This is a genomic window from Psychrobacter namhaensis (assembly GCF_016107545.1).
In the GTDB taxonomy this organism is placed as follows: Bacteria; Pseudomonadota; Gammaproteobacteria; order Pseudomonadales; family Moraxellaceae; genus Psychrobacter; species Psychrobacter namhaensis.
Genome location: NZ_JABASS010000021.1, coordinates 1 through 26,133, shown reverse-complemented (window position 1 = coordinate 26,133; position 26,133 = coordinate 1). Strand labels below are relative to the sequence as shown.

Sequence of the window (26,133 nt, the reverse complement as noted above, 5' to 3'; positions counted from 1 at the left end):
TCGTTGAGTCGTTAGTTTACCAAGTTTACTTGTACGGTTTCTTCAGCATAGCTCAGTTCGGTTGAATGCCAAATTTAGTCTTGATAGTAGTAATTATTCTGACGAAATCCACAAGTTTGATTTCTAAATTTTAGGATGGTTATATGGATAGCGACAAGTAAGAGCAAGCCAAAAATCCCTAATGAAGAGGTTTTTCTTTGCAAAGCCAAAATGGAGCACAACTTTTTAAAGTTAGCTACCAAACTCTAAATCATCGCCCTGACCCTTGCCATAATCCCGCGCCCAATCACCAATCTCACATAAATTACGGCAATCGTAAGCAATAAGCCAATCAATGCCGCACCGCCAATACCTAAACTTATCCACGGCACACTAAAGCGCAGATTAAACCATTGCGTGATAGCCGCCCACGCGCCCACATTTGCGATAATGACTGCGAACGCCGCCGCGCTAATACCTAGCACACTCAGCTCCAAGATATTGAGCAGATATAAGTCGCGCTTTTGCATACCGAGTAAGCGGAACGACGCGCTTTCCTTCATACGATCTTGCGAGGTCGATAGCAACGAGCTAATCAACACCATCACACCTGTCAGTAGAGCGAGTAGGGTAAAGACATAGACCAAGCGGCTCATTTGTAACACCAACTCTTGGATTTGCTGCGCGATGGCCGTGCCATTGATGGTGGTGACGGCTGGGAACTCGCGCACCAGTTTGCCTTGTATTTCTGGTATCTCATCGGCAGGGACATGCGCGGTGGCAAACTGAATTTGCGGTGCTGCTGCCAATACGGATGGTTCAAATAAGAAGTAGAAAAAAGGACTGGGGCCTTGCTCGTAACGCGAGCGTATACTGGTAATCTGCCCGACGATCTCAATCCCTTGAATATTAAAACGCACCTGATCGCCCATACCGACATTTAGCAGGTCAGCGGCCGTGTCCAACACAGACATAGGTACGACGGCTTGGTCAGGATCTTGCTCGTTTTGTGTATCAACAGGCGCATACAGTTGATCGTCTGCTACCGCATCAGTAATGAATTCGGTGTCCATGATTGTGTCGGCGTAGCTTAAGTTAAAGACGCGCGTGGGATCATCAAAGCCATCCGCAGGCACGATATCTTGTACCGGTACATCATTGGCGGTGACCACGCGTGAGCGAATGACCGGATAGTAGCTCACAGGCGCGCCGATGATATTATCGATCTCGTCATGCTGGTCACTTTGAATATCTAATAAGAACAGGTTGGGCGCATCCTCAGGATAGGCGTTAATAAACTGCGCATTAATACTGTGATTGAGCGTGGTGATAAGGGTTAAGACCGCCACCGATAAGGATAAAGTCACAAAAAATAGTGCGGATTGATTGCCTTTACGTGCAAGGTTATGAATGGCAATGCGCGGCATCCAGCCCATGGTAGAGCGTTTAGCCAATTTGGCAAGCAACCATAACCAACCGCGCGCCAGCGCCCAAAATACCGCCACAAAGGCAATTAGTCCAAGCAATAGCTGCGCGCCAAGTACCCACGAGCCCACTTCATAAGCAAAAAACGCATACAGCCCTGCGAGCATTACCCCGTACCATAATACGGGGACGCGTCGATACCAAGGCAAGTTTTGCGCCTGCGTGCTTACGCCTTGGTTGAGTAGGGTGGCAGGCTTGGTGGTATTGAGCGTACTTAAACCGCGCTGAGTAATCAATAAGGTCAGCACTAAGGCGATGACACTGGTTTTAACCGCGCTAATAGGGTTAATGGCGAGGCCCACATCTGGCGGCAAGATCGCCATCAGATACGGTTGTCCCACTTGTAGTAAGCCAAAGCTTAGGATAGTCGCTGCGACACAAGCAATGATAGATTTGACGACTAGTAGCTGATAGTAGCTGCGTTTGAGTGAACCAAGCGGCTCGCCAAGTGCTAAGCGAATCGCATTGTTAGACTGCTGCTTGGTGACAAAGGCGGTAATGATGCCGTACATCGCAACCGCCGATAACAAGAGTACGGCAATGACAAGCAGTTTTAAAAACATCAAGACATTGTCAGAGATACGCGAGACAGAAGTGTCAGCCGACTCAGCATCAGAAAGCTCGATGTCAGGATAATTGGTCAATATTTGCGTGAGCTGTTCGCGCTGCTGAGTCATGAGTTCAGGCTCACCCGCCAGCTCAATACGATAATTGACGCGGCTACGCTGACCCAGTAAATTGGTAGCAGCCAGCGCGTCTTGTTGCATCAACACGCGACCACCAAAACCAAAGGCGGTCAACGGACGATCAGGCTCTTTGGTCAGTACATCACTGATGGTAAACTGCGCATCGCCGATGGTAATACGATCACCAACCTCCGCGTTTAAGCCGTTAAGGACTTCAGGCGCGACCACCACACTATCGGCGCCGAGCTGTTGCCAAAGCGGTTTGCCTGACGCCAGTTCCGCCTGTCCATAAAGCGGGTAGTTGGGGGAGACGGCTTTGACGCGGGCAAGCAAGGTTTGCTCCTCGGTCACGACCATCGCGCTAAATTGATAATCAAACACTTTTTGGGCATCAGCGATCGTATCTACTTGCGCCAACACATCACTTGGCCAGTCTTGTTGGCTGTTCAATATCAAATCACCACCAACGAGCGCCCGCTGATTGTCATTGACATAGGTATCGACCGACTGCTGGATAGAGTCGAGGGTCAGATAAGTGGCAAGCGATAACGTAAGCGTCAATAAAAACAACACCGGATAGACCCAGCGTTGCCACCAGCTACGGCTTAAGGCTTTGGCGCTTAAATTGCGCGTGAACACTCGGCTGATGAGAGACTCAGAGTGAGTAGTTGACGTACTGCTTATCGAATTACTATTCATGGACGACTTATCCGTTGAGGTCTTGGTCATTAAGATACAATCCGTCCATCATGCATGGTAATCACGCGATCTGCCATCTCAGCAAGCGCGGGGTCATGGGTCACGACTACCAGCGCTGAACCAACTTGTTGGCGTAAGTCCAATAACAGTTGCATGACTTGATTGGCGTTTTGCTCATCTAAGTTACCAGTTGGCTCATCAGCAAACACGATCTTTGGGTGTGATACCAAAGCCCGTGCGACCGCTGTACGCTGCTGCTCACCACCTGATAATTGATTGGGCAGACTGTCACGTCTGTGTCCCAAGTCCACAGCATCAATCAGCTCGTTCACGCGCGCTTGATTGGGACGCCTTGCGACATCTAAGGGGAAAGCGATATTTTCAGCGACGGTCAGTGTGGGCAGTAGGTGAAACGATTGAAACACGAAGCCCATGTCACGCTGACGAATGACAGCGAGCGCATCTTCATCAAGTTGGCTTAACGTTTGATCGGCCAATTCAACAGAGCCGCTATCAGGGTAATCTAAGGCGGCAAGCAGCCCTAACAAGGTCGATTTACCCGAGCCTGATTTGCCCATGATGACCACGAACTCGCCTGCATTGACATAGATGTCTACGTCTTTGATGATGGACAAGGCTTGCTCACCGACTTGTACCGTTTTATTGAGTTTTGAGGCGGTCAGTAAGGCTTTATTTTTAGAATCTGATGTCGGCTCTGATGCTGTAGTCGCATTGAATAAGGTCATTACATAGTCTCAGTAGGCGTGCTTTTTGCTACAGGTTCACTAGCATTTACTGAACCATTTGCGTCGGCTGCTTTTAGTGTTTCAAGGGTAGGCGCTAGGACTGGCAAGATATTATCATTCACGATAACCGCGTAGCCCTCTTTAGTTGGATGAATGGCATCGGCTTGGTTCAGCTTAGGATCGCCGCCCACACCTTCTAAGAAGAAAGGGATGAGTGTCACATTCATGTCTCGAGCCACACGCGGGTATATGGCGGCAAAAGACTGCACATAGTCAGAGCCAAGGTTGTCATAAATTTGCATGCCGCCTAATATAACCGTACTGCCGTTGTCTTGTAGACGCTGCACAGCAGTACGAATATTGGCTTCAATCGTCGCCACATCAATACCGCGCATGGCATCATTGGCACCAATCGTCAAAATTGTGACATCGGGTTTGGTCTGCAATACCCAGTCCAAGCGATTGACTAAGCCCGTACTGGTTTCGCCGCTTAGTCCTGAATTAATCACTTTGGCGTCTTTATAACCCCGCTTTTGTAAGCTTGCTTCTAGCTGCGCAGGGTAGTTGGCATCACTAGCGACGCCCAGCCCTTCCGTCAGGGAATCACCAAGTGCTAATATCGTTAACTGGGATTGCTGCTCTTTGGCTGCAGAGATAGTTTGCTTGGTTTCGGATAGGGTCTCAGAGGTTTGAGAACGGGCGGTCTGACTAATCGTGTTTTGATTGTCATCCGTTATGCTGGGTTCAGGGTCTTGTTGACAACCGCTAATGCCCAAGACAACGGCCAAAATAGCCACTGCTGGCAAACAATGAGCGAGGCGAGAGGATACATTCATCATGATATTCTGTCCTATATGCAATCAAACCAGTGTAGCAAAATAAGACAGACACCAATATTATCCTAAGGTTATTTTATATTAGGGTTATCTCCTGTGACGCGTTACATCTTTTTGCCATCAACCATCACGGGTCGACTGACCATCCACGCAATCAAGACGTTCACAACCATCAAAATCAACATGATAAAAAGTGGCAAATCCCAAGTACCTGTGGCCTCATGGAGCCAACCTGTGCCTAGTGGGCCAAAAAACGCAATCAAATAACCGACGGCTTGGGCCATACCAGACAGCTCGCTGGATTGGTTGGTGGTATACGTCCGCAAAGAGAACAGCATCATGCTCAACGTAAAAATCGCTGAGCAGCCAATTCCCATAAATCCTGACCACAACCACGCCAGATTGGTCGATAAATAACTGATGCCCAAAATGCCAATGACGTTTAAAACAGCAGCAAACACCGCCAGTGCTTGAATTGGGCGACCACGGTTCACAAGCCAAGTTAAGCTTAAGATAGAGATTGGTGCCATAAACTGAAACACCGACCCCATCTGTCCTGCTTGCACCGCTGATAGCCCTTTACTGACCCAAATAGAGGGTAAGAAACTGGCGACCGTATAAAACAGTAGTGATTGCAAACCCATAAAGACCGCGATTTGCCAAGCAAAAGGCGTACGCCACATCGAAATCTCTGAAGAGCCAGGCGTAGGTAGGACAGCGGCTTGGTGGCTAGAGGAGCCGAGACGTAAGCGTAAAAATATCCAAATAACGATGGCAAAGATCCCTAATAGCGACCACCCACCCAGCGCCCACTGCCAGCCTACCTGCTCAGACAGCGGTAACACCACCCCTGCGACTATACCCGCCGTCACCGTCATGGTGAGGCTAAATAGACCGGTGATCAAAGGAATCTGCTTGGGTGTACGCTGTTTAATAACGGGGGCAGCCAAGGTATTGGCAAAGCCGATGGCCAGCGTCAGCAACAAGGTCCCACTTAAAAATCCAAACCAAGTGGGAACAACAGTGCGAATAATCATACCTAGCGTTAATAAGGCAATCATCGCAATGAGCGTGTTCTCAAGTCCAAACCGCTTGCCAATGGTTGGCGCGATAAGCGCGCCCACCGCAAAAGTTAGCATCGGCACCGCTCCCAGCCAGCCAATCTGGGTCTCAGAGATGTTGAGCGCTTCTTGCACGACGGGCGCAATAGAGCCAAGCGCAACAATAGGCGCCCGCATATTGGTCGCCAGTAAAATCATGGCGCACAACACGAGCCAAAAAATAAAGCGCGAGGAAGACAGCTTAGACGATGACGAGGGGTCAGAGTGAGGCTGGGGTGGCATATTAGAAGGAGTAGACATAGCAACACGACTATTATTTATTAGAATAAGAAAAAGCACACGTCATTAAAAAGCGCCGGAGCACTGACGCTTGCAATAACACCAAGAAAACACACCTAGAGGGTGGCCAAAAACGCTTGTGGCGCTCAAGACATAAGACTTGCTATCCTATTGGCAGGATAAATACAGAATATAAGTAGTGACTATATATGATTAGTGACTATAAAAGAGTGAATATAAAAGAGTCACTATAAGACGTTAATTAGTTAGAAAGGGAGACCGATAAATAGGTGAGTGGCAAAACGAAAAATAGCGCCAGTCCCTTTCCAAGGACTAGACGCTATTATAGGAACAAATGTGAGGTAAACACTACCATCGTATGGTAACAAATGAAGCGTTTACACTGATTTGCCTAATTGGGCCGCTTTGAGTGCGTTTTCTTGCTGTTCAGCAATGAGGGAGTCACATTTATTTGGATCATTACCGCAAAACGAGCAGTTCTCATCCCCCATGAACTTCGCCACACCGCCACAAGAGCCTCTAAGCGGCTTTTTTTTGACCATATAACCGATGCCCATAAAGACAAAGAACAGGACGAACACGGTAAAGGTAATAGCAAGCATAGGAAGCAGTTGACTAAGCATAGAGGAAACCTCACTTTTCAAGAATAGGGCAGTTACTTTTAATGTTAACTACTTAATAGTATAGCAAATTTTTGCACGGCACGTGGATGCTTATCGTGTCGTTTACCGTACTACGACTGTTGCTTAAGGTCTCTTATCAGCCCGTAACGCTTGCATCGCAGGTGTTTGTACCACTTGCCAGCTGTCCGTACTATCCTCTGACCCCTCTCGTTTTGCGCCATCACCCAGCACGACAAACAGCACCGCTAGATTTTTTTCTTCAGCCAGCGTGAGCGCCTTTTGATAAGGCATGGCCGTAAGCGCAGTGGCCCAAGCATCAGCTAGTGCGACTGAGTCTGCTGCAACGGTCACTGAAGGGGCGCCACCAGCAATAGGCCTGCCCGTAGTAGGATCAATGGTATGGCTATAGCGTTTACCATCAAATATAACTGAATTTCGATAGTTGCCAGAGGTTGCCAAGTGCATTTGGTTGCCCGTGTTGATGGGTTGACGAATGGCCGATATCGTTTGGCGCTCGCTGACGGTGCTGTCTTGGATAGGCGCGTCAATAGCAATTTGCCATGGCTGCTGCTGATTATTGACACCAGAGGTCGCCACTTCACCGCCAATTTCCACCATATAGTTGCGAATTTGATACTTGTCTTTGAGTACATCAGCGATAACGTCGACACCATAACCTTTGGCGACTGCAGAAAAATCTAGACCGACACCTTCTTTGGTTTTATACAGCGTTTGCTCTTTTTGTACGATACTCTCAAAATCTACTAACGCTTTCGCTTGGGCAATCTCGAGGGCGGTTGGCGGACTTTGCAGGCGCTCAACGGTCATGGTACTACCAAAACCCCAAGTATCTACCAATGGCATCACGGTAGGATCAAAGGCGCCACCAGACTGCTGATAGACAGTTCGTGAAATATCAAGCACGCGATCAAAGTCTGCATCGATAGTGATGGGGGTGTTTTTACTGACTCGGTTAAACTGGGAGATGGTAGAGTCGGCCTGATAGGTCGACATGCTGTCATTGATCTGCTGTAAGCGCTCATCAATCGATGCTTGTATGGCGGCTTCATCTGCGTCAGCGGGCAGCTGATAACTAATGTGATAGCTGGTCCCCATCGTCTCACCACTCAGATAATTGTAATCTGGTGTTTGCTGGCAAGCGCTGAGACTTAAGGCACTAGCAAGACTGACGACGCCAGATAGGGTGGCGCGTACAGTGTTGGTAGAAGATAAGACATACACGAAAGAGGGAGAAGTTATAGTTTTCATAAGCTCGTTGCTATAGCGGAGGGTGAATGAGGCTTTGGATAATAAGCGCTGCCTATTTTACACCCCTTGCCACTAATAAGGCCAATCACAGTAACGTTAAGCGTACCTTGAGTCGATAAAAAATTGAGAGTTTGCCTATTTTACTTGCGACTTTCGGATGAGTTTATAAAGCTTGGGCGGGGATAGCCGATTTACCCTGACCGCAAGCTTTTCTTTAGTGCCTGCGACAATAATGTATTCTTCCCCTTTGGTCAGTGCTTTTACGACCTGTTTGGCAAACGCAGGTGCGGTTAGACCTTTATTGGTGGCTTCATCCATTGTGCCTTGCTTGCTGCCGTCACCCGTCAAGGCATTAATAGAGACATTGGTTTGGATAAATCCTGGAAATATGGTCGCGACTTTTATGCCCTGTTCGTGCAATTCGGCACGTAAACTGTTTGCCCACATATGAATAGCGGCTTTAGCGGCACCATAAGCGCCGCGATACTGCGTCCCTAATAAACCTGCCACACTGGACACCATCACTATTTTACCGCCACCTTGTGCAATCATATCTGGCAACACCAGTCTGGTCAGACGCGTTTGCGCAAAATAGTCTATTTCCATAATCTGCCGTTCCACATCTTCAGCAGTGTCCATAATGAGCGAGCGTTGACTGACGCCAGCGTTATTAATCAGCCAGTCAATTTTAGTCGTTTGGGTTTTAGCAGCGTCATAAGCGTTTTTCGTTTGACTAGCGTCACGAATGTCAAAAGGAATGACGACATGTTTTTTGCTGTATTTGCAACGTTCTTTGACCGACTCTAACTTGTCAGTGTCACGACCACTCAAGACAATCGTAGCACCGCGTTTGGCAAAAGCAATGGCTAACGCTTCACCAATACCGCTAGACGCCCCAGTTATCCAAATGGTTAAATCTTTATATTTGGTTTTCATAAGAATCCTTTCTTAATGTGATGTTCCAGTAATCAATAATATAGGATAGACAAGGCCACCTACCATTTCAATTGGTAGTGCTGACCGTTGAGCGCATTTTCCATAGTCGATTCACGTTGAAAACGATAAAGTGCGACTGGTATCAATTGTTTGTAGCGTCTGTCACGCTTGTGAGTAGCCAACAAAAAGAATTTGTACCAGTATCACGTAACTATTTATGTAATAATTTTGCTTGAAACTGGCGATACAAATAAAAAAAGAGCCTCAATTGAGACTCTTTTTTCTATTCACTTAACGATGTTTTTTTACTGAACCAACCGACTTAACCGCCGAAGTCATCAAGCATGATGTTTTCGTCTTCCACACCCAAGCTGTGTAGCATGTCGATTACGGCCGCATTCATCATCGGTGGCCCACACATGTAGTACTCACAGTCTTCAGGGTTTGGATGGTCTTTTAGATAGTTTTCAAGCAAGACATTGTGGATAAAGCCAGTTGGGCCTTCCCAGTTGTCTTCTGGTAAAGGATCAGACAACGCCACATGCCACTCAAAGTTATCAAACTCTTCTTCTAGTTGATCATAGTCTTCAACATAGAACATCTCACGAATAGAGCGCGCCCCGTACCAAAAGCTAATCTTACGATCAGAGTTCAAGCGCTTAAGCTGATCAAAGATGTGTGAGCGCATCGGTGCCATACCAGCACCACCACCGACAAAGATCATCTCAGCTTCAGTGTCTTTGGCAAAAAATTCCCCGTACGGACCTGAAACGGTCACTTTATCACCCGGTACTAGGCTAAACACCCATGAAGACATTTTTCCTGGCGGGATACCGTCGGGTCCACGCGGCGGAGGACTGGCGATACGAATGTTAAATTTAATCAGGCCTTTTTCTTCAGGATAGTTGGCCATTGAATAAGCACGGATAACCGGCTCATCAACTTTTGAGACGTATTTGAAAATGCCAAACTTTTCCCAATCTTCTCGATACTCTTCGGCAATGTCGAAGTCTTTATAGTGCACTTCATGTGGTGGCGCTTCTAACTGCACATAACCGCCAGCACGGAAGTTAACTTCTTCGCCTTCTGGAATTTTAAGAACCAATTCTTTAATAAAAGTGGCCACGTTATCATTAGAGATAACTTCACATTCCCATTTTTGTACATCAAAAAACTCAGGATCAATCTCGATTTTCATGTCTTGTTTAACAGCGACCTGACAAGCTAAGCGCATGTGATTGCGAATTTCACCTTGAGTAAAATAGCCTTCTTCGGTGGGCAGAATAGAGCCGCCACCTTCAATAACGCGGCAACGACACTGCGCACAAGTACCACCGCCACCGCAAGCTGAAGACAAAAATATACCTTCGCCCGCGAGTGTTTGCAGTAGCTTACCGCCTGCTGGTGTCACTACGTCATTATCGGGATTATCATTGATATGGATGGTAACATCGCCTGAACTGACCAGTCTTGAGCGCGCCGCCAAAATAATAGCGACGAGGCCCATGATGATCAAGGTAAACATAGCAACGCCACCAATCGCCGTAGCGTAATCCATGGTAGGTATCCTTAATCTATGGGGTAGGGGTGCGAGGGCATAAATGTGATGCTGTACCCGCACGCTTACCGAATAAATGAATTAAATAGGTCAAATAGCTAAATAAAGCCTTAAGCTTTGCGGTTTAAATGGACATACCACCGAACGACATAAAGCCGAGCGACATAAGACCAACCGTGATAAAAGTAATACCAAGACCACGCAGCGGCGCTGGAATGTCTGAGTATTTTAGTTTTTCACGGATACCTGCCAATGCTGTAATAGCAAGTGCCCAACCAAAACCTGCGCCCACACCATAAACCACGGATTCACCGAATTGATAGTCACGCTCAACCATAAACAGAACACCACCCAAGATGGCACAGTTTACGGTGATGAGGGGCAAGAACACCCCAAGCGCGTTATACAACGCTGGCACAAACTTGTCCAAAAACATCTCTAGAATCTGTACGGTAGCTGCAATCAGACCAATATAACTGAGCAAGCCTAAGAAGCTTAAATCTATATCAGGGAATCCTGCCCATGCCAGCGCCCCATCTTTTAGGATGAACTGGAACAACAGATTGTTTAGTGGCACAGTGATGGCCATGACGACGATGACTGCAACACCTAGACCAATAGCGGTTGAGACTTTTTTGGACACGGCCAAAAAAGTACACATGCCTAAGAAGTAGGCAAGCGCCATGTTCTCAATAAAGACTGAGGTTATAAATAAACTAACATAATGTCCCATTAGTGACCGCCTCCATGAGCCATGCCTTTAGACTGCGGCTTCATTACAAATTCAGCTTCTTCAACTTGCTCTGGTTTCCAGATACGCACAATAGCAATGAATAAACCAATGATAAAGAATGCTGACGGTGGTAATAGTAATAGACCATTTGGTATGTACCAACCGCCATCAGTGACTGGCTGTAGGATAGTCATGCCAAACCAAGTACCAGCGCCTAACAATTCACGAATCGTGGCAACGAACAGCAGGACTGCTGAGTAACCAAGTCCATTACCAATACCGTCTAAAAAGCTAGGTACGGGCGGGTTGCTCATAGCAAATGCTTCGGCTCGGCCCATGACAATACAGTTGGTGATGATTAAGCCAACAAAGACTGATAAGCCTTTACTGACATCATAAGCCACGGCTTTTAGCACCTGATCAACCAAGATAACCAATGAAGCAATAATGGTCATCTGTACGATGATACGTATGCTTGATGGAATCTGCTTACGGATGATGGAGATAAAGAAGCTCGAAAACGCCGTCACCAAGGTCAATGCCACACACATGACCATGGCATTCGACATGCTTGTCGTGACCGCCAGTGCCGAACAGATACCTAGGATCTGTAAGGCAATGGGATTGTTATCAAAGATAGGCGTGGTTAAAATGCTTTTAGTATCAGCCATGTTATGCCTCCTTGCCGTTAGCTACTGGCGGTAATGCTGCCAATTCGGTGTTAGATTGAGCGGCTGGCTTTGTTTGATGTGCTTGCGTGTCTGCACCTTCAACCGGTTGGCCGCTCTGTTCACGTAGCGTATCCAGATAAGGCTTATAGCCTTGCTCGCCTAACCAAAACTGAACCATGTTGCTGACGCCGCGGCTAGTTAGTGTTGCACCGCTGATGCCATCGACCCAGTTTTCTTTTGGCGTGCCAGCTTTGGTCACACCAGTGGCGACGTTACCGTTTTCGTCATAAGACTCGATACCGCTCCACTGTGCGCGCCACTCTGGCTCCTCGATACGAGCGCCAAGGCCTGGGGTTTCTTTATGCTCATAGAAACTGATACCTTTAATGGTATTCAAGTCACTTTCAAGCGTTAAGAAACCATAAATCGTACCCCATAGCCCGTAGCCTTGAATCGGCAGTACAACCATTTCTGGTTGGCCTGCGTCATCACTTTTGACATAGACTTTGGCATATTTGGGCTTGCGGCCAATACCAGCAGGATCGTTATCCCCCAAGTCTTCACTTAACGCTTGGTTTTTTGTTGCTTGACTGGCGTCATAAGCATTGCGATCAGGGATGCCAGCAGCTTTTAGCGCATCATCATCTAGGTAGTTGCCGTTGTTTAAGTCAATGATTTTGACTTCAAAGTCTTTAAAACGTTCGGCCACATCACTCGCTGTATCAGATTCAGCATCATACATGCCAGCAGCAACCAAAATGTTTTTGTTACGGTCTAAGCGAGCGTTTTCAATTTGCGAAGGCTTGAGGCCTACAGCCACGGCTGAGACCAGTACTGAACACACCAAGCATAGCGTCAATGCCACACTAATGGTTTTCGCATTATTACTTTTGGGCTTGGACATAGCGAACCCTCCGAGCGGTTTGGCGTTTGATGTTTGCTTGGGTGACAAAATAATCAAACAATGGAGCAAATAAGTTGGCAAACAGAATGGCCAGCATGATGCCTTCTGGGAAAGCCGGGTTAATGACACGAATCAGTACGGTCATAAAACCGATCAAGATACCGTATGCCCAGCGGCCTTTATTGGTGTGAGCAGCTGAGACAGGGTCGGTCGCCATAAATACCGCACCGAATGCGAAGCCACCGATCACTAAATGCCAATAAAATGGCAAGCTCATCATCATATTGTCATCAGAGCCGATCACATTAAAGACAAGAGAGGTGGCAATCAGACCAACCACACAACCGGCCATGATGCGCCATGAAGCGATGCGTGTCCACAATAGGACTACTGCACCCAGTAAGATCGCAAGCGTTGATACTTCACCGATACTGCCTTGCATATTGCCTAAGAATGCGTCACTCCACGTGATGGCATTACCATAGACATCGACGAAGTCCTGAGGAACCACGCCAAGTGCGGCAAGACCAAGAGGCGTTGCACCAGAGAAACCATCCACTGCTGTCCACACGGAGTCGCCCGACATGTACGCTGGATAAGCAAAGTATAAGAAGGCACGACCTGATAGAGCAGGGTTTAGGAAGTTTTTACCTGTACCGCCAAACACTTCTTTGGCAACCACGACACCGAAGATGATACCTAAGGCCACTTGCCACAACGGGATATCTGGTGGTAAACATAGCGCAAACAGTACTGACGTCACAAAGAAGCCTTCGTTGACCTCATGTCCGCGCACCACGGCAAAGATAATCTCACAGAGAATACCCACCGCAAATGTCACGATATATATAGGCAAAAACTGCATGGCACCATAGACAAAGCTTGCCCAAATACTGTCTGGGTTGTAGCCTGCCATGCTGGTGATGACCGTACGCCAGCCTTCAGGCTGCAAGCCCAACTGAGCAATAGCCGTCAGTGCTTGATGACCGATATTGTACATACCCCAAAACATCGCTGGGAACGTACATAGCCACACCGTAATCATAATCCGCTTAAGATCGATACCGTCGCGTACGTGTGACGATGCGTAGGTCGTTGTGCCTGGTTGACGCAAAAACGTATCAAACATCTCAAAGATGGCATAGTATTTTTCGTGTTTGCCACCTTTGGTGAAAGACGGCTCCATACGATCGAACATATTGTGTAAAAATTTCATCGTGGTTAGCCCTCCAGCTCAATGCGCGTTAAGTTGTCACGCAAAATATCACCGAATTCATATTTGCCAGGAGATACGAAGGTGCATAATGCTAAATCTTCTTCGTCCAATTCGAGTACGCCCAAATCTACTGCGCTAATGATGTCTTCGACAATCAATGCGCGTAATAATTGGGTGGGCAGATAGTCTTGGGGCATGACTTCTTCATAGACCCCGATAGGCACCATCGCACGCGGTGAGCCATTACTCGTGGTAGTGAAGTTGTATTTTTTGCCACCAAAGAACTGCGAAATATAGATAGGCAGTTTTGAGAAGCGGTTTTTACCTGGAGTAAAGAAGTGGAACGCAGGACGCTCGCGCCCCTCAGTCAGCACACTCACCTGATTGTGGAAGCGACCGAGATAAGCGATATTGTCAAACACTTTGCGACCAGACAACACCGAACCTGAGATAACACGGTTTTCACCAGCTGCGAGCTTGCCTTTTGTCAGTGCAGTGATATCTGCGCCGCGCTCTGTCATGACCAAATGGGGTTGGTTGACCGCAGGGCCTGCTAAGCTGAGCATACGGCGTGTGTACAAGCGACCAGTGGTAAATAATTTACCAATAGCAATCACATCTTGATAGCCAATCGTCCACACGGTGACGCCGCGCATGATGGGATGTAAGAAGTGAATGTGTGTACCTGCCAGCCCGGCTGGGTGTTTACCAGCAAAAGCATGATACTCAGTGACATTATTAGTAGCCGTTTTAGCCACTGGCGTCAACTGGGCATTACCATGATGGCAGACAAAGGTCTTGGGGCTGAGTGTCGACAAGACTGCCAGCCCATCATTGAATGCTTGCAGCTGCTCATTAATCAGCAGCATCGGGTCAAATGCTAATGGATTGGTATCCATAGCAGTGACAAATATAGCATGAGGGCGAGCACCGATTTCTGGCGCACGGCTGTAAGGGCGCGTGCGAAACGCGGTCCATTCGCCAGAGGCTAGCAGTTGGGTTTCAACGACTTCAGAATCTAGGTCAGCAAGTTGCTGGGAGTCATAGCGCTCAAAGTCTACTTCTTCACCGTTTGGGTCGACCGCAATCACAAGGCTCTCGAACACACGACGTTCACCGCGTTTAACCGCGACGACTTTACCAGCAGCAGGGGCAGTGTAGATCACGCCAACCCGTTTTTTGTCTTCAAAAACGGGCTGACCTTTTGCTACGACGTCACCTTCTTTGACATTCATTGTGGGCTTCATACCCACATAGTCATAGCCAACAAGTGCTACATGTGTCGGTTGGTGCTCAGATATCTCGCGGGAGGGTTCACCGGTGATGGGCAAATCCAAACCTTTTTTGATGGTAATCATAAGCGAAAACTTAGTCCATAGTCTAAAACGATACCAGACATCCTGTTTGGTATATCGATAGCATGAACATCTGCGTCATTCAATAAAGTCCCCACACATCTCTTCCTATAGTAGGATAGGGACAAAGGGTCTCTGAAAATAACGCATGATCATAACTACTAGTAAGAGTATTAACGCTGACCTTAGACTCCTTAACAACACGTTAATGTCTTATTCGAATTACCAAAGTGGCGACTGGCTACCAAGGTGCATGCTAAAACCATCAAATCAAAATCAGCCGCTCAAGCAGTGCGCTAAAAGTGACGACTCTAAGAAAACAGTCCTATCATACGTTTCATTAAAAATTAAAACTTGTAATACCAGTACGATTGACAGCCCTTATTGATTCAGTATCACAGAAACAGATACTCAATTGAGTGAGGGCAGCCAAATTTGATCTATTAAGATAGATAATAAACTGGTTGAAAGACAAACTGGCTGAGCAACAAAGACAAACTCACTTAGTCTGTGTTGCTATAGAGCCAGTAATGACTGTTCTAATGTAGTTAGCTAATGATAGAGACGCGACAAAAACGTTAGGAAAGGCATCTAATTAGAGGTTGGTGCTGCAGAGTAGACTGTTCAAAGGCTACCAGTTGAGATTTCTAATATAACCCTTCTTAGCAATACGTCAGCCAACATCGTAGTAAAGCAGTTAGCTATTGCTCGATTCATCCTGACCGCTAGGCGACTTTATGTCATGAACGACTTAATAAAAAGCGCAGCGCATGGTTACTATCACATAGAAACAACTAAAATTTACCTAGGATTATACGCTAAATTGACCTAAAATTGCCAGTCAGTAATTGAATTTACCGAATGTTGCCAGTATTTAAATCTGCTAAAACTTATGGTTATGATTATTCGTTTTATATTGTCATTTGTACTTATCCAAGTGGATTTTTAGTCTATTATTGGTGATTGTAAATCTGTTTATATTTTCAGTCGCTTTTTGAGTGATGTTTTTCTATCATTGTTTGATGGTTCAACGTTCAAGCGTGAGTGTCTCAGTTTATTTAATATTTGTTTTATAAGGAATGCGATATGTGTGCTGTGCCCGTCATTATCCCGGCTATTGATTTAAAAGATGGTAAATGTGTACGTTTAAAACAAGGCCGTATGGAGGATGATACGGTGTTTTCTGATGATCCAGTCGCCATGGCAGCGCGCTGGGTTGATGAAGGCGCACGCAGGCTGCATCTGGTTGATTTGAATGGCGCGTTCGATGGGGTGCCTGTACACAGACAAGTGGTTCAAGACATTGTCAAAGCGTATCCGAGCCTACCTGTCCAATTGGGCGGCGGTGTGCGCAATATGAACACCATTGAGCAATACATTACTGCCGGTCTGACGTACATTATTATCGGCACAAAAGCGGTCGAAGACCCTCAGTTTGTCGCCCAAGCGTGCCGCGAGTTTGCAGGGCATATTATTGTTGGTATCGATGCCAAAGATGGTATGGTTGCGACGCATGGCTGGGCAAATGTTACCGATACCAAAGCAACTGAGCTTGCCAAGCGCTTTGCTGATGTGGGCGTCTCTTCTATCGTTTATACCGATATCGCCCGTGATGGCATGATGCAAGGCGTTAATGTTCAGCAAACAGTGAACTTAGCTCGTGAAGGCGGTTTGCCCGTGATTGCTTCAGGTGGCGTGACAGATATGAAGGACATTGAGCTACTCAAACCTTACGGCGACTGTATCGAAGGCATCATCACGGGCCGCGCGATTTATGAGGGCACGTTAGACTTGGGCGAGGCGCAGATTTATTTAGACAGTTAATCGTCATTGAAAATGTAGTGACGAGAAATCAGCAATAAAATTCGTAAAAAGCAAGGGATGCTTATGGCCACTTACTTTGACCATCCAATGGCACGCAGGTGTATAAAGGCGTGGGGTCAGATGATGTTGCTATTAAGCGTCATTTGTACACTACCAGCTCATGCGGCTGAAGAAGCGACAGGTCTAACCACTGCCTTAGGATTAGAGAGCGCAGAAAACCTGGTGGCGGTTGACCCTGTGACCTCAGACGGTGAAGCCGTAGAGCCCGCAGCACCGTTGCCTGAGCCCGCTCCGCCACCGTTAATCAGTGGTGAAAGCACCAATAATGCCGAGATTGAAACCACACCCACCCCGCAAAAAGACAACGACATCCGTCAACGTATCAATGGTATTTTTTCTGAAATAGAAGGCTTACAAGCCGTCAATGTTAGCGTTACCCAAGGGGTTGTTACCTTAACGGGTGAGACGCCGAACGAGAAAAAGGCGCAACAAGCGATCAATTTAACCAATCGTCTGACAGATGTGGTCACGGTAGAAGATCGGATTGATCGCACCCTTGATGTGCAAGAAAATGTCACGACTGGCTATGAAGGTCTTAAAGCGCAAGTCAAAAACCTGGTCAAAGCCTTGCCATTATTATTGGTTGGTATTGTCATATTTGCACTGGTGACATGGTTTGGTAGCTGGCTGTCTAACCGTAATAAAATGTGGCAACGGCTAACGCCCAATCCGTTTGTCGCTGAATTATTGGCACAGACGGTGAAAGTTATTTTCATTGTCTTTGGTCTGATTCTGGCACTGAGCTTAATCGGGGCTGAAACGGTTTTAGGCACCTTGCTTGGTGGTGCGGGTGTCATCGGTATCGCCGTTGGTTTTGCGGTGAAAGATACCATCGAAAACTACATTGCTTCCTTAATGCTCAGTATTCGTCAGCCATTTCGCGCGCGTGACCATATCGTGATTAATGGACAAGAAGGCATCGTGGTACGTTTGACCTCACGCGCGACAATACTTATGACCTTAGATGGCAATCAGCTTCGCATTCCAAATGCGGAGGTCTTTAAAGGCACCATTTTAAATTACACCAAAAACCCAGAACGGCGCTTTACCTTTGAGCTTGGCGTGGATGCCAACGATGACCCATTAGCCGCGATAAAAGTTGGCTTGGATACTATATATACATTAGAGTTTGTTTTAGATGAGCCTAAAGCCATTGCGGTGATTACCAACGTTGGCGACTCTAATATCATCCTAGAGTTTCAAATTTGGGTGGATCAATCAAAAACAGACTTTGCCAAAGCGCGCAGTATTGCTATTCGCGAGACCAAGCACGCCCTAGAAAATGCGGGGTTCAGTCTGCCAGAACCCATTTATCGTCTCCGTTTCAACAATAAACTAGAAAAAGCCTTTGAGCATATGCAGGCTAACACTGACAATGCTAAATCAGACATGACCGTTACCACGACCCTTCCTGAGTCACTTGACAACCATCAAGATGACGGCAGTCGTACTGACGATAAAGACAAACAGCAAGCAAAAGCACGAGCCAAGCATATTTTACAAGGACGTGATGCTGAGGACGTCTTGAACGCCCGTCCTGATGATAAGCTGATGGAAAAAGTCGAACAAGAAATCGCCGAAAGCTCAGATGAGACTGATTTATTAAATAACAACAGTCCGCAAGAGTGATACACCAAATCCCACTAAAAAGTGGGCATAAAAAATGCAATAAAATGTGTCTTTGATTCTTATTCAAATATGAGACACTTTTTATGCAAATAAAACACCTAATTGTATTCGCCTTGGTCGGCATAGTTGCGTTACTTGGCTTTAACCTTGTTAACGGCTATCAGCATGACAAAAATAGAGAAATCGTCAACAGTCGTACTAGCACAGCAGGACTTGATACAGATAAGGCGGTAAGTGGCTCAGAAAATATCGCGAGCAAGCCTCTTGGCGAACAGCCTAAAGCCATATTAGACGATGCGACCAGCAAGATCGATCAAGCTGAGCAGACAGACCAAGCACGCTTGGCACAAATGAGTAGTAACATACAATGAATATGCACCTATAAAAAAAGGCTAACGATGACGTTAGCCTTTTTATTATTCTAAGGTTTTAGCTAAAATTAACTTTTTTTGCTAGCGTTTTTACTAGTATTTTTATTACGACCACCGCTTTTTTTAGCGGGTGTTTTCTTAGTTTGGCCTTTTTTCGTTTGATTCATTTCACTAGATTGCAGCTTAGCTACTAAATCAAAGTCAATTTGTAGCAGATCCATATTCACGCCAGCCACTTTCACCTTGACCAAATCGCCAAGTCCGAATAGCGTGCCTTTGTCTTTACCGATAAGCTGTTGCTGCTGTTCATCATAAACAAAGAAGTCATCGCCAACGTTTGAGATGTGCACCAAACCATCAATATATAAGTCCGTCAATGTGACAAACAGACCGAAGTTAGTGACAGTGGTCACAACGCCTTCGAATTCTTCGCCGACATGATCTTTCATATAGTGACACTTAAGCCAAGACTCTACATAGCGTGATGCTTTTTCTGCACGGCGCTCTGTATCAGACGTTTGAGTACCAGCACCTTCGAGCGAAAAGTCCATCACTGGCTGTTTGTTATTCGTCACTTTCGCTTTGATAGCACGATGTAGCATTAAATCAGGGTAACGGCGAATAGGCGAGGTAAAGTGGCTGTATTCGTCATAAGCTAAGCCGAAGTGACCGATATTGTCAGGGGCATAATTTGCTTGCATCATTGAACGCAACAGCATGCTATGGATACTAATCGCGTCAGGGCGATCTTTGGTTGCTTCAATAATCCGCTGATAATCCGCTTGCGTTGGGTTTTCTTCTGGGAAAGTTAAACCAAAGTTTTTTGCATATTCATGAATACGCATTGACTTTTCGCCATCAGGTTTATCATGGTTACGATACAAGACTGGCAGCTCATGTTTTAGCGCAAAATTTGCCGCACAGGTATTGGCCAGTAGCATACACTCTTCAATAAGCTTCTGAGAATCCCCACGAGTTCGCGGTAAAATAGCGTCAATACCACCTTTCTCATTAAACTTGATGTACGTCTCGACGGTTTCAAACTCCATCGCATGACGCTCTTCACGTTTTTTGAGCAACAGCTCATACAACTGATATAAGGTATCGATAGATTTTTTAACGTCTTTATTGCCCGTTAATGAGGTGGGCACGCTGTCATCTTTTGGATTATCCAGATAAGCATTGACTTGATTGTAGGTTAAGCGGGCTTTTGAGTGCATGACGGCAGGATAAAACTCATAACCGGTTACCTTGCCTGCTCGTGATATTTTAATATCAGCCACCATACACAGACGGTCACGATCAGGATTTAAAGAACACAGACCGTTAGAGAGTACTTCAGGCAGCATTGGAATCACGCGATGCGGGAAGTAGACTGAGGTACCACGCTCAAAGGCATCTTGGTCCAGTGGCGAGTTTGGCGTCACATAATAACTCACATCAGCAATCGCTACTAAAACGCGGTAGTTACCACCAGAGCGTTTTTCGGCAAACACGGCATCATCAAAATCACGGGCATCTTCACCATCGATCGTAACCAGCGGTAAATCCCGTAAATCTTTGCGACCTTTTAGATCTTTTTCAGTCGGTTCTTGATAGCTATTGGCCTGCTCAAGGGCCGCTTCACTAAAATCTGACGGAATATCATAATTAAGGAGCGTGGTTTCGATAATGAGTTCGCGATCATTGTCATCCGACAAGACTTCAGTGATTTTACCAGTCGCAAACTCATGCTGGTTTGGCCAATCAATGATGTCAACCTTAACAGGCGAGCCTTGCTTAGCATTTAGCGCTTGCACATTATCATCAGTCACCGTAATCGGCTGATGATTGTTCGGGCTACCAAGCTCGACACAGTAGCCATCTTCATCGCGAGCCAGTGTCCCGATAAAATTGTTTTGCCGGCGCTCTACAACGTCAACAATACGGCCTTCTGTACGACCACGATTGTCGGTTGACGTCCCGATTGCATCTACTGTATCGCCATTGAATACCCAGCGCATTTGTTTTTCGTGCAAGAACAAATCTGGCATATCGCTTAACAGGACAAAGCCAAACCCTTTTGGGTGAGCAGACACTGTGCCTGTGACCACATCTTGCTGGCTTACCGTGCGATAGCGATAAGGACGACCTTCACGGTTCACTTGGCCATCACGCGCCATCGCTTTTAAGCGATTGCCTAAAGCATCAAACTGGTCTGGGTCATCAATATTAAAGACTTTTGCCAATTGTTGATGCGTGACTTCACCATGCTCATTAATCGTGCTCAATATCAGCTCACGACTAGGGATGGGATTGTCATATCTTTTTGCCTCACTTGAGGCGTTTGGATCATTCCAACTCATAAATTACCGTATCTATTTTTAAAATTATTAATAAGGGCTATCTTAACACGAACGAGACTGCAATATCTTGCGTCAATTGTCTTATGTGTGTTTAGTAGCAAGGGGTTATTACCTTTCACAAGTAAAATCTGTCTAGATTAAGTTAAATATCGATATCGACCGTGTTTGATTTATCGGTTATCTTTTTACTGTCTAGTTCTTTGGATACTTCTAACACTGTCGTTTGATTAGACTTATCGAGGTATTTCTGTGCTTTATCGACCTCGGTGGTCAAAGTATTGACCGTTTGCTTCATATTTTCTAATGCTTCAATTTTGTAGTTGCTAATCATATCCATCGTATCATATACATTATTGAAGGCGTTTTGTAATTTATCAAGCTCAATACTGCTACTGGTGGCTTGTTCATGAATCTCGCCAGATTGACGTTTGAGCATGGCTGAGGTTGACTCAATCAAACTACTCGTCGTTTTATTCAAGGCTGTAATCTGATCTAAGACTAGCTTTTGATTGGTCATGGCCTGTGCTACGACGACCGCCGTACGTAGGGCAGAAATAGTGGTCGTGGTTGCACGGTCGACCCCTTTAATCAGCTCTAAGTTATTACGGCGAATGGTATCCAATGCCAAATACCCTTGTACGTTCACTGCCAACTGAGTTAAAAAGTCGGTGTTTTTTTGACGAACATAAAACAACATCTCTTCTTTAATAATACGCGCTTTTTCAGGATCAGTCGCTTCTATGGCATAGACTTTTTGCTCTAACTGCTCATCAATTTTTTTGCCCACATAGACATATTGGCGAATCGATTGCATGAGCTCCCACATATTGACTTTTTCTTGTTCAATTATCGCATTGTCTTTTAGAAGCTCATCTTTACCATTATAAAGACTGGTAACGACCGCATTGATGTGCGATTGGGCAGACTCGTATTGGCGAAAATAATCTTGGACTTTATTCCCAAAAGGGATGAGACCAAACAGTTTACGTGAGCTGGTTAGCTCTTTTTTACTGGGGTCTAAGTCTTCGACGATACCGCGCAGCTCTGTTAAAGATTTAGCAATAGGGGAGTTGTCAAACAGGCTCTCATTGAGACTTTTTGCGGGCAAATCGAGCATACGGTTAGAAACCTGCGCCGATTCACGAATCTCTTTTGTCCCTAAGTTATGGATAGATTGGACGTTTTGCTGAAACTCAGGACTGTGCACAGAGTTGGTAATCACATGATCGACAAACGCATCAACTTTGGCATCAAGCTCTGGAATCTGACTTTCATCCAACTTGACCATTTGATCTGCTTCACTTTTTTGTACTTCTTTCACAGGTTCAGGAGCGGTCAAAGAGATACTGGGCGTATTCGTGTTTTCTGGTGGCGTCAATGCTTGCATGAAGATTCCTATATTGTCTAAAAAGGGCGGAAATTTAGGATCAATGACTAAAAAAGTAAGTCGCAAAATAAGTTAGCAGACGGTAGAAACTTACGATGGACTTCATTGTTTTTATTAAAATTATATTTAAAAGTCACAGAGCAGACCTTTAGATTAACGGGTAATAAAAAGGTTGAGAAGATGGGTTTTGTAAATTAGCGTGGACTTATTATGTTCAAAAATAACTATTTACAGCACTAAATGGTAAAAAACCATCAATATCCCGCAGCATATTGATGGTTAAGATTATAAGTATCTGTACAGAATATCTAAATCGACTCACTAACAGCCACAACTAATGAGTAATCTGGTCAATAGATTACTTTTTCTTAGTTGGCCCAAGCAGCATACCCATTTGACGACCTTCCATCTTAGGGTACTGTTCGACGTTTGAGATATCAGCGGTGTCTTCAATGATACGATCAAGTTGTTTGCGGCCAATATCTTGGTGCGCCATTTCACGTCCACGGAAGCGAATGCTAATTTTAACTTTGTCTTGATCTTCCAAGAAACTCACGATTTTTCTCAGTTTTACCTGATAATCGGCTTCTTCGGTACTAGGGCGTAGCTTCATCTCTTTGAGCTGAGTCTGCTTTTGGTTCTTTTTAGCTTCTTTTGCCTTTTGCTTTTGATCATAGAGGAAATGTTTATAATCCATGATTTTGCATACTGGAGGCTTGGCTTCAGGAACTAATTCGACCAAATCTAGATTTTCATCACGTGCCGCTTTCATCGCGGTTTCGATATCGACCACGCCCATTTGCTCGCCGTCTTCTTTAACGAGACGGACTTCTTTGACATTGATATCTTCGTTGATGTTCAAACGGTTGGACTGTTTAATAGGTATTACTCCTCATCTGTTTTTGGGGTCTGTCGGCCTTTTTTACTGACAGCGGTCTGTACTAATGTAATAAATTCAGAAACACTCATCACGCCAAGGTTTTCACCTTCACGGGTTCGGACGTTGACACTGCCCGATTCGACTTCTTTATCCCCTAATACTAGCATATAGGGAATACGTTCTAATGTTTTCTCTCGTATCTTAAATCCAATCTTTTCGTTACGCAAGTCACTAACCGCGCGAATACCTGCATTTTTTAACTCACTGACCACATTTTCGCAGGCATCGCCTTGTTTATCAGTGATGTTCATGACTGCCACTTGTTGCGGCGCAAGCCATACTGGCATCCAACCTGCATAGTTTTCAATGAGTATACCGATGAAGCGCTCGAATGAACCCAAGATCGCACGGTGCAACATAATAGGCACTTCGCGCTCATTTTGTTCATTCACAAATTCGGCATCCAGACGTTCAGGCATATTAGGGTCAACCTGAATGGTACCGCACTGCCAAACACGTCCTAAAGAGTCTTTTAGACTAAATTCGATCTTCGGGCCGTAGAACGCGCCTTCTCCTGGGAGGTATTCCCAATCAAGCCCTGAGCTATCGAGCGCATCTGCCAGTGCTTTTTCAGCAAAATCCCACGACTCATCGCTACCGACACGCTTTTCAGGACGTGTTGAGAGTTTCATAATGATGTTATCAAAGCCAAAATCTTCATAAACCGCAAGGGTGAGCTTAATAAAGTCTGCCACTTCCTGCTGAATTTGTGATTGAGTACAGAAAATATGCGCATCATCTTGGGTAAATCCGCGCACTCGCATCAAGCCATGCAGGGAGCCTGATGGTTCGTTACGATGACATGAGCCAAACTCTGCCATACGCAACGGCAAGTCACGATAAGACTTTAGGCCTTGATTGAACACTTGCACGTGGCAAGGGCAGTTCATCGGTTTCACCGCATAATCACGGTTTTCACTGGCAGTGGTGAACATGTTGGTTGCATAGTTGCCCCAATGGCCAGAACGCTCCCATAAGCTGCGATCCACGATTTGTGGCGTTTTGATCTCTTCATAGCCATTATCATATTGTACTTTACGCATATACTGCTCAAGTACTTGATAAATCGTCCAACCGTTTGCGTGCCAAAATACCATACCTGGTGCTTGTTCTTGCATGTGAAACAGATTGAGTGCCTTACCAATCTTACGATGGTCACGTTTCTCTGCTTCTTCAATACGCTGAATATAAGCTTTTAAATCTTTTTTATCGGCCCATGCGGTACCATAAATACGTTGTAGCTGCTCGTTTTTGGCATCACCGCGCCAATAAGCACCAGACATTTTGGTCAATTTGAACACTTTTAAGAATCGTGTGTTTGGTACGTGCGGGCCACGGCACATATCGACATATTCTTGATGATGATAAAGGCCAAAGGCTTCTTCGCCCGGCATGTCATTAATCAATTTAAGCTTATAGTCTTCACCACGTGACTGAAATATTTCAATCGCTTCATCGCGCGGCGTCATTTTTTTAATCACGTCATAATCTTGCTTGATCAGCGCCATCATGCGTTTTTCGATTTTTTCCATGTGATCAGGGGTAAAAGGTGTCTCACTAAAAATGTCGTAATAAAAGCCGTCATCAATGACAGGGCCAATCACCATTTTTACATCAGGATACAGCTGTTTGACGGCATGCCCCAACAAATGGGCACACGAATGACGAATGATATCCACGCCATCAGCGTCTTTTGGTGTCACGATTTCAACGTTAGCATCAGCAACAATAGGGTCATGCGCATCTACCAAATGACCGTCCACACGTCCAGCGACCGTTGCTTTAGCTAGTCCTGCCCCAATACTCTGCGCCACTTCCATGACTGTTGTATTGCCTTCGAAGTTTTTTACGCTACCATCGGGTAAAGTAATCGCTACCATAATCTATTCACCTGTTTTTGGGTCCGTTGGCAGTGATGACTGCAACCATCAATCATATAACCGTGAGACCACATCATTTATATTCAATCATTGTGAGACGTGATAAAACTATATACGCATCTTTTCTGCTCTAAGATAATTTATATATCGTCTTAAAAACCAAGCATGGATAATACCTGACTGGCTCACAATAAGGAGCAGTATTTTACCTATATAGAAGAAACTCAATAGTAGAGCAGAGAAACCACACTATGTAAGCAACTATTATAGCAAAAACTGTCTATAAACACTAGATAGCAAGGGATTCACCCGCCGTAAACCCCAGCCAGACGGAAAAAGAATACCAAGCCTACCGACGACCTTAGCTAGATAGTATGATTCATTGTTCTTGTACCTATATAGAGTTAATAAGCAGTAAATCAATAATTAATTAAATAACCCCTTGACCCCACATTAAAACCACGTATAATGCCACCCAGTCGAAAGGGAAGGCAGACTGAAGGGGCAGGAAACTGCATAACCACTCAGAATGCTTTATTAGGATAAAGGGCTTTTACTACTCATAGAGAGTATGAAAAAAAGTTAAAACTAAATAAAAAATACTTCTTGACTTGATAAAAAAAGCGTCTATAATACGCAC

At 45.6% G+C, this 26,133-nt stretch carries 20 protein-coding genes; 3 read left to right on the top strand and 17 right to left on the bottom strand.

Annotated features, from left to right (window positions below; all coding sequences use genetic code 11):
• Positions 1-245 precede the first annotated feature (245 nt).
• The 13 genes from JFC06_RS11775 to JFC06_RS11715 all read right to left on the bottom strand — a co-directional run bounded on the left by JFC06_RS11775 (position 246) and on the right by JFC06_RS11715 (position 15,060).
• A complete protein-coding gene (locus tag JFC06_RS11775; protein ID WP_227670236.1) occupies positions 246-2,879 on the bottom strand; it encodes an ABC transporter permease in 2,634 nt (877 codons plus the stop codon).
• Positions 2,879-3,595, bottom strand: a complete 717-nt coding sequence (locus tag JFC06_RS11770) for an ABC transporter ATP-binding protein (RefSeq protein WP_198335185.1) — start codon at positions 3,593-3,595, stop codon at positions 2,879-2,881. Before JFC06_RS11770 ends, JFC06_RS11775 begins: the two co-directional genes overlap by 1 nt.
• Entirely contained in the window at positions 3,595-4,434 is an 840-nt protein-coding gene (locus tag JFC06_RS11765; RefSeq protein ID WP_198335184.1) for an arylesterase, read from the bottom strand. The genes JFC06_RS11770 and JFC06_RS11765 overlap by 1 nt, the downstream gene beginning before the upstream one ends.
• Before the next feature lie 101 nt (positions 4,435-4,535).
• Positions 4,536-5,792, bottom strand: coding sequence for an MFS transporter (locus JFC06_RS11760; protein WP_227670235.1), 1,257 nt, complete (start codon positions 5,790-5,792; stop codon positions 4,536-4,538).
• Between the two features lie 377 nt (positions 5,793-6,169).
• Complete coding sequence (gene nqrM / locus JFC06_RS11755; protein WP_198335183.1) at positions 6,170-6,415, bottom strand: (Na+)-NQR maturation NqrM; 246 nt, start codon at positions 6,413-6,415, stop codon at positions 6,170-6,172.
• Between the two features lie 123 nt (positions 6,416-6,538).
• Positions 6,539-7,684: an FAD:protein FMN transferase gene (locus tag JFC06_RS11750; protein WP_198335182.1), complete on the bottom strand. Its 1,146-nt coding sequence runs from the start codon at positions 7,682-7,684 to the stop codon at positions 6,539-6,541.
• 135 nt (positions 7,685-7,819) lie between these two features.
• Positions 7,820-8,620 (bottom strand): SDR family NAD(P)-dependent oxidoreductase, encoded by an 801-nt coding sequence (locus JFC06_RS11745; protein ID WP_198335181.1) that lies wholly within the window; start codon positions 8,618-8,620, stop codon positions 7,820-7,822.
• Between the two features lie 322 nt (positions 8,621-8,942).
• Positions 8,943-10,178, bottom strand: a complete 1,236-nt coding sequence (nqrF, locus tag JFC06_RS11740) for an NADH:ubiquinone reductase (Na(+)-transporting) subunit F (protein ID WP_193006210.1) — start codon at positions 10,176-10,178, stop codon at positions 8,943-8,945.
• A gap of 124 nt (positions 10,179-10,302) precedes the next feature.
• Positions 10,303-10,911, bottom strand: a complete 609-nt coding sequence (gene nqrE / locus JFC06_RS11735; protein WP_193006211.1) for an NADH:ubiquinone reductase (Na(+)-transporting) subunit E — start codon at positions 10,909-10,911, stop codon at positions 10,303-10,305.
• Entirely contained in the window at positions 10,911-11,582 is a 672-nt protein-coding gene (locus tag JFC06_RS11730; RefSeq protein ID WP_193006212.1) for an NADH:ubiquinone reductase (Na(+)-transporting) subunit D, read from the bottom strand. The genes nqrE and JFC06_RS11730 overlap by 1 nt, the downstream gene beginning before the upstream one ends.
• A 1-nt stretch (position 11,583) precedes the next feature.
• Positions 11,584-12,486 (bottom strand): Na(+)-translocating NADH-quinone reductase subunit C, encoded by a 903-nt coding sequence (locus tag JFC06_RS11725; RefSeq protein WP_193006213.1) that lies wholly within the window; start codon positions 12,484-12,486, stop codon positions 11,584-11,586.
• Positions 12,467-13,702, bottom strand: coding sequence for an NADH:ubiquinone reductase (Na(+)-transporting) subunit B (locus JFC06_RS11720; RefSeq protein WP_193006214.1), 1,236 nt, complete (start codon positions 13,700-13,702; stop codon positions 12,467-12,469). The genes JFC06_RS11725 and JFC06_RS11720 overlap by 20 nt, the downstream gene beginning before the upstream one ends.
• A gap of 5 nt (positions 13,703-13,707) precedes the next feature.
• Positions 13,708-15,060, bottom strand: a complete 1,353-nt coding sequence (locus JFC06_RS11715; protein WP_198335180.1) for a Na(+)-translocating NADH-quinone reductase subunit A — start codon at positions 15,058-15,060, stop codon at positions 13,708-13,710.
• Between the two features lie 1,083 nt (positions 15,061-16,143).
• Between JFC06_RS11715 and hisA the strand changes: the two genes are divergently transcribed.
• From hisA to JFC06_RS11700, 3 genes are all read left to right on the top strand, one after another.
• Positions 16,144-16,881 (top strand): 1-(5-phosphoribosyl)-5-[(5-phosphoribosylamino)methylideneamino]imidazole-4-carboxamide isomerase, encoded by a 738-nt coding sequence (hisA, locus tag JFC06_RS11710; protein WP_193006216.1) that lies wholly within the window; start codon positions 16,144-16,146, stop codon positions 16,879-16,881.
• Between the two features lie 63 nt (positions 16,882-16,944).
• Entirely contained in the window at positions 16,945-18,570 is a 1,626-nt protein-coding gene (locus tag JFC06_RS11705; protein WP_198335179.1) for a mechanosensitive ion channel family protein, read from the top strand.
• A gap of 83 nt (positions 18,571-18,653) precedes the next feature.
• Positions 18,654-18,941: a hypothetical protein gene (locus JFC06_RS11700; protein WP_198335178.1), complete on the top strand. Its 288-nt coding sequence runs from the start codon at positions 18,654-18,656 to the stop codon at positions 18,939-18,941.
• Between the two features lie 68 nt (positions 18,942-19,009).
• Here JFC06_RS11700 and rnr read toward each other — a convergent pair whose 3' ends face one another.
• The 4 genes from rnr to thrS all read right to left on the bottom strand — a co-directional run bounded on the left by rnr (position 19,010) and on the right by thrS (position 25,493).
• Positions 19,010-21,286 carry a ribonuclease R gene (rnr, locus tag JFC06_RS11695; protein WP_198335177.1) on the bottom strand — a complete coding sequence of 759 codons (2,277 nt, stop codon included), beginning with the start codon at positions 21,284-21,286 and terminating at the stop codon, positions 19,010-19,012.
• A gap of 142 nt (positions 21,287-21,428) precedes the next feature.
• On the bottom strand, positions 21,429-22,673 hold the full coding sequence (locus tag JFC06_RS11690) for a toxic anion resistance protein (RefSeq protein WP_198335176.1): 1,245 nt from the start codon (positions 22,671-22,673) through the stop codon (positions 21,429-21,431).
• Positions 22,674-23,031: 358 nt separating this feature from the next.
• Entirely contained in the window at positions 23,032-23,535 is a 504-nt protein-coding gene (gene infC, locus JFC06_RS11685) for a translation initiation factor IF-3 (protein WP_062845719.1), read from the bottom strand.
• 23 nt (positions 23,536-23,558) lie between these two features.
• Positions 23,559-25,493 (bottom strand): threonine--tRNA ligase, encoded by a 1,935-nt coding sequence (gene thrS, locus JFC06_RS11680; RefSeq protein WP_198335175.1) that lies wholly within the window; start codon positions 25,491-25,493, stop codon positions 23,559-23,561.
• Positions 25,494-26,133 lie beyond the last annotated feature (640 nt).

Excerpts from the sequence above, each read along its gene's own strand:
- JFC06_RS11775 (WP_227670236.1), bottom strand. The coding sequence starts at position 2,879 with ATGACCAAGACCTCAACGGATAAGTCGTCCATGAATAGTAATTCGATA.
- JFC06_RS11770 (WP_198335185.1), bottom strand. The coding sequence starts at position 3,595 with ATGACCTTATTCAATGCGACTACAGCATCAGAGCCGACATCAGATTCT.
- JFC06_RS11765 (WP_198335184.1), bottom strand. The coding sequence starts at position 4,434 with ATGATGAATGTATCCTCTCGCCTCGCTCATTGTTTGCCAGCAGTGGCT.
- JFC06_RS11760 (WP_227670235.1), bottom strand. The coding sequence starts at position 5,792 with ATGTCTACTCCTTCTAATATGCCACCCCAGCCTCACTCTGACCCCTCG.
- nqrM (WP_198335183.1), bottom strand. The coding sequence starts at position 6,415 with ATGCTTAGTCAACTGCTTCCTATGCTTGCTATTACCTTTACCGTGTTC.
- JFC06_RS11750 (WP_198335182.1), bottom strand. The coding sequence starts at position 7,684 with ATGAAAACTATAACTTCTCCCTCTTTCGTGTATGTCTTATCTTCTACC.
- JFC06_RS11745 (WP_198335181.1), bottom strand. The coding sequence starts at position 8,620 with ATGAAAACCAAATATAAAGATTTAACCATTTGGATAACTGGGGCGTCT.
- nqrF (WP_193006210.1), bottom strand. The coding sequence starts at position 10,178 with ATGGATTACGCTACGGCGATTGGTGGCGTTGCTATGTTTACCTTGATC.
- nqrE (WP_193006211.1), bottom strand. The coding sequence starts at position 10,911 with ATGGGACATTATGTTAGTTTATTTATAACCTCAGTCTTTATTGAGAAC.
- JFC06_RS11730 (WP_193006212.1), bottom strand. The coding sequence starts at position 11,582 with ATGGCTGATACTAAAAGCATTTTAACCACGCCTATCTTTGATAACAAT.
- JFC06_RS11725 (WP_193006213.1), bottom strand. The coding sequence starts at position 12,486 with ATGTCCAAGCCCAAAAGTAATAATGCGAAAACCATTAGTGTGGCATTG.
- JFC06_RS11720 (WP_193006214.1), bottom strand. The coding sequence starts at position 13,702 with ATGAAATTTTTACACAATATGTTCGATCGTATGGAGCCGTCTTTCACC.
- JFC06_RS11715 (WP_198335180.1), bottom strand. The coding sequence starts at position 15,060 with ATGATTACCATCAAAAAAGGTTTGGATTTGCCCATCACCGGTGAACCC.
- hisA (WP_193006216.1), top strand. The coding sequence starts at position 16,144 with ATGTGTGCTGTGCCCGTCATTATCCCGGCTATTGATTTAAAAGATGGT.
- JFC06_RS11705 (WP_198335179.1), top strand. The coding sequence starts at position 16,945 with ATGGCCACTTACTTTGACCATCCAATGGCACGCAGGTGTATAAAGGCG.
- JFC06_RS11700 (WP_198335178.1), top strand. The coding sequence starts at position 18,654 with ATGCAAATAAAACACCTAATTGTATTCGCCTTGGTCGGCATAGTTGCG.
- rnr (WP_198335177.1), bottom strand. The coding sequence starts at position 21,286 with ATGAGTTGGAATGATCCAAACGCCTCAAGTGAGGCAAAAAGATATGAC.
- JFC06_RS11690 (WP_198335176.1), bottom strand. The coding sequence starts at position 22,673 with ATGCAAGCATTGACGCCACCAGAAAACACGAATACGCCCAGTATCTCT.
- thrS (WP_198335175.1), bottom strand. The coding sequence starts at position 25,493 with ATGGTAGCGATTACTTTACCCGATGGTAGCGTAAAAAACTTCGAAGGC.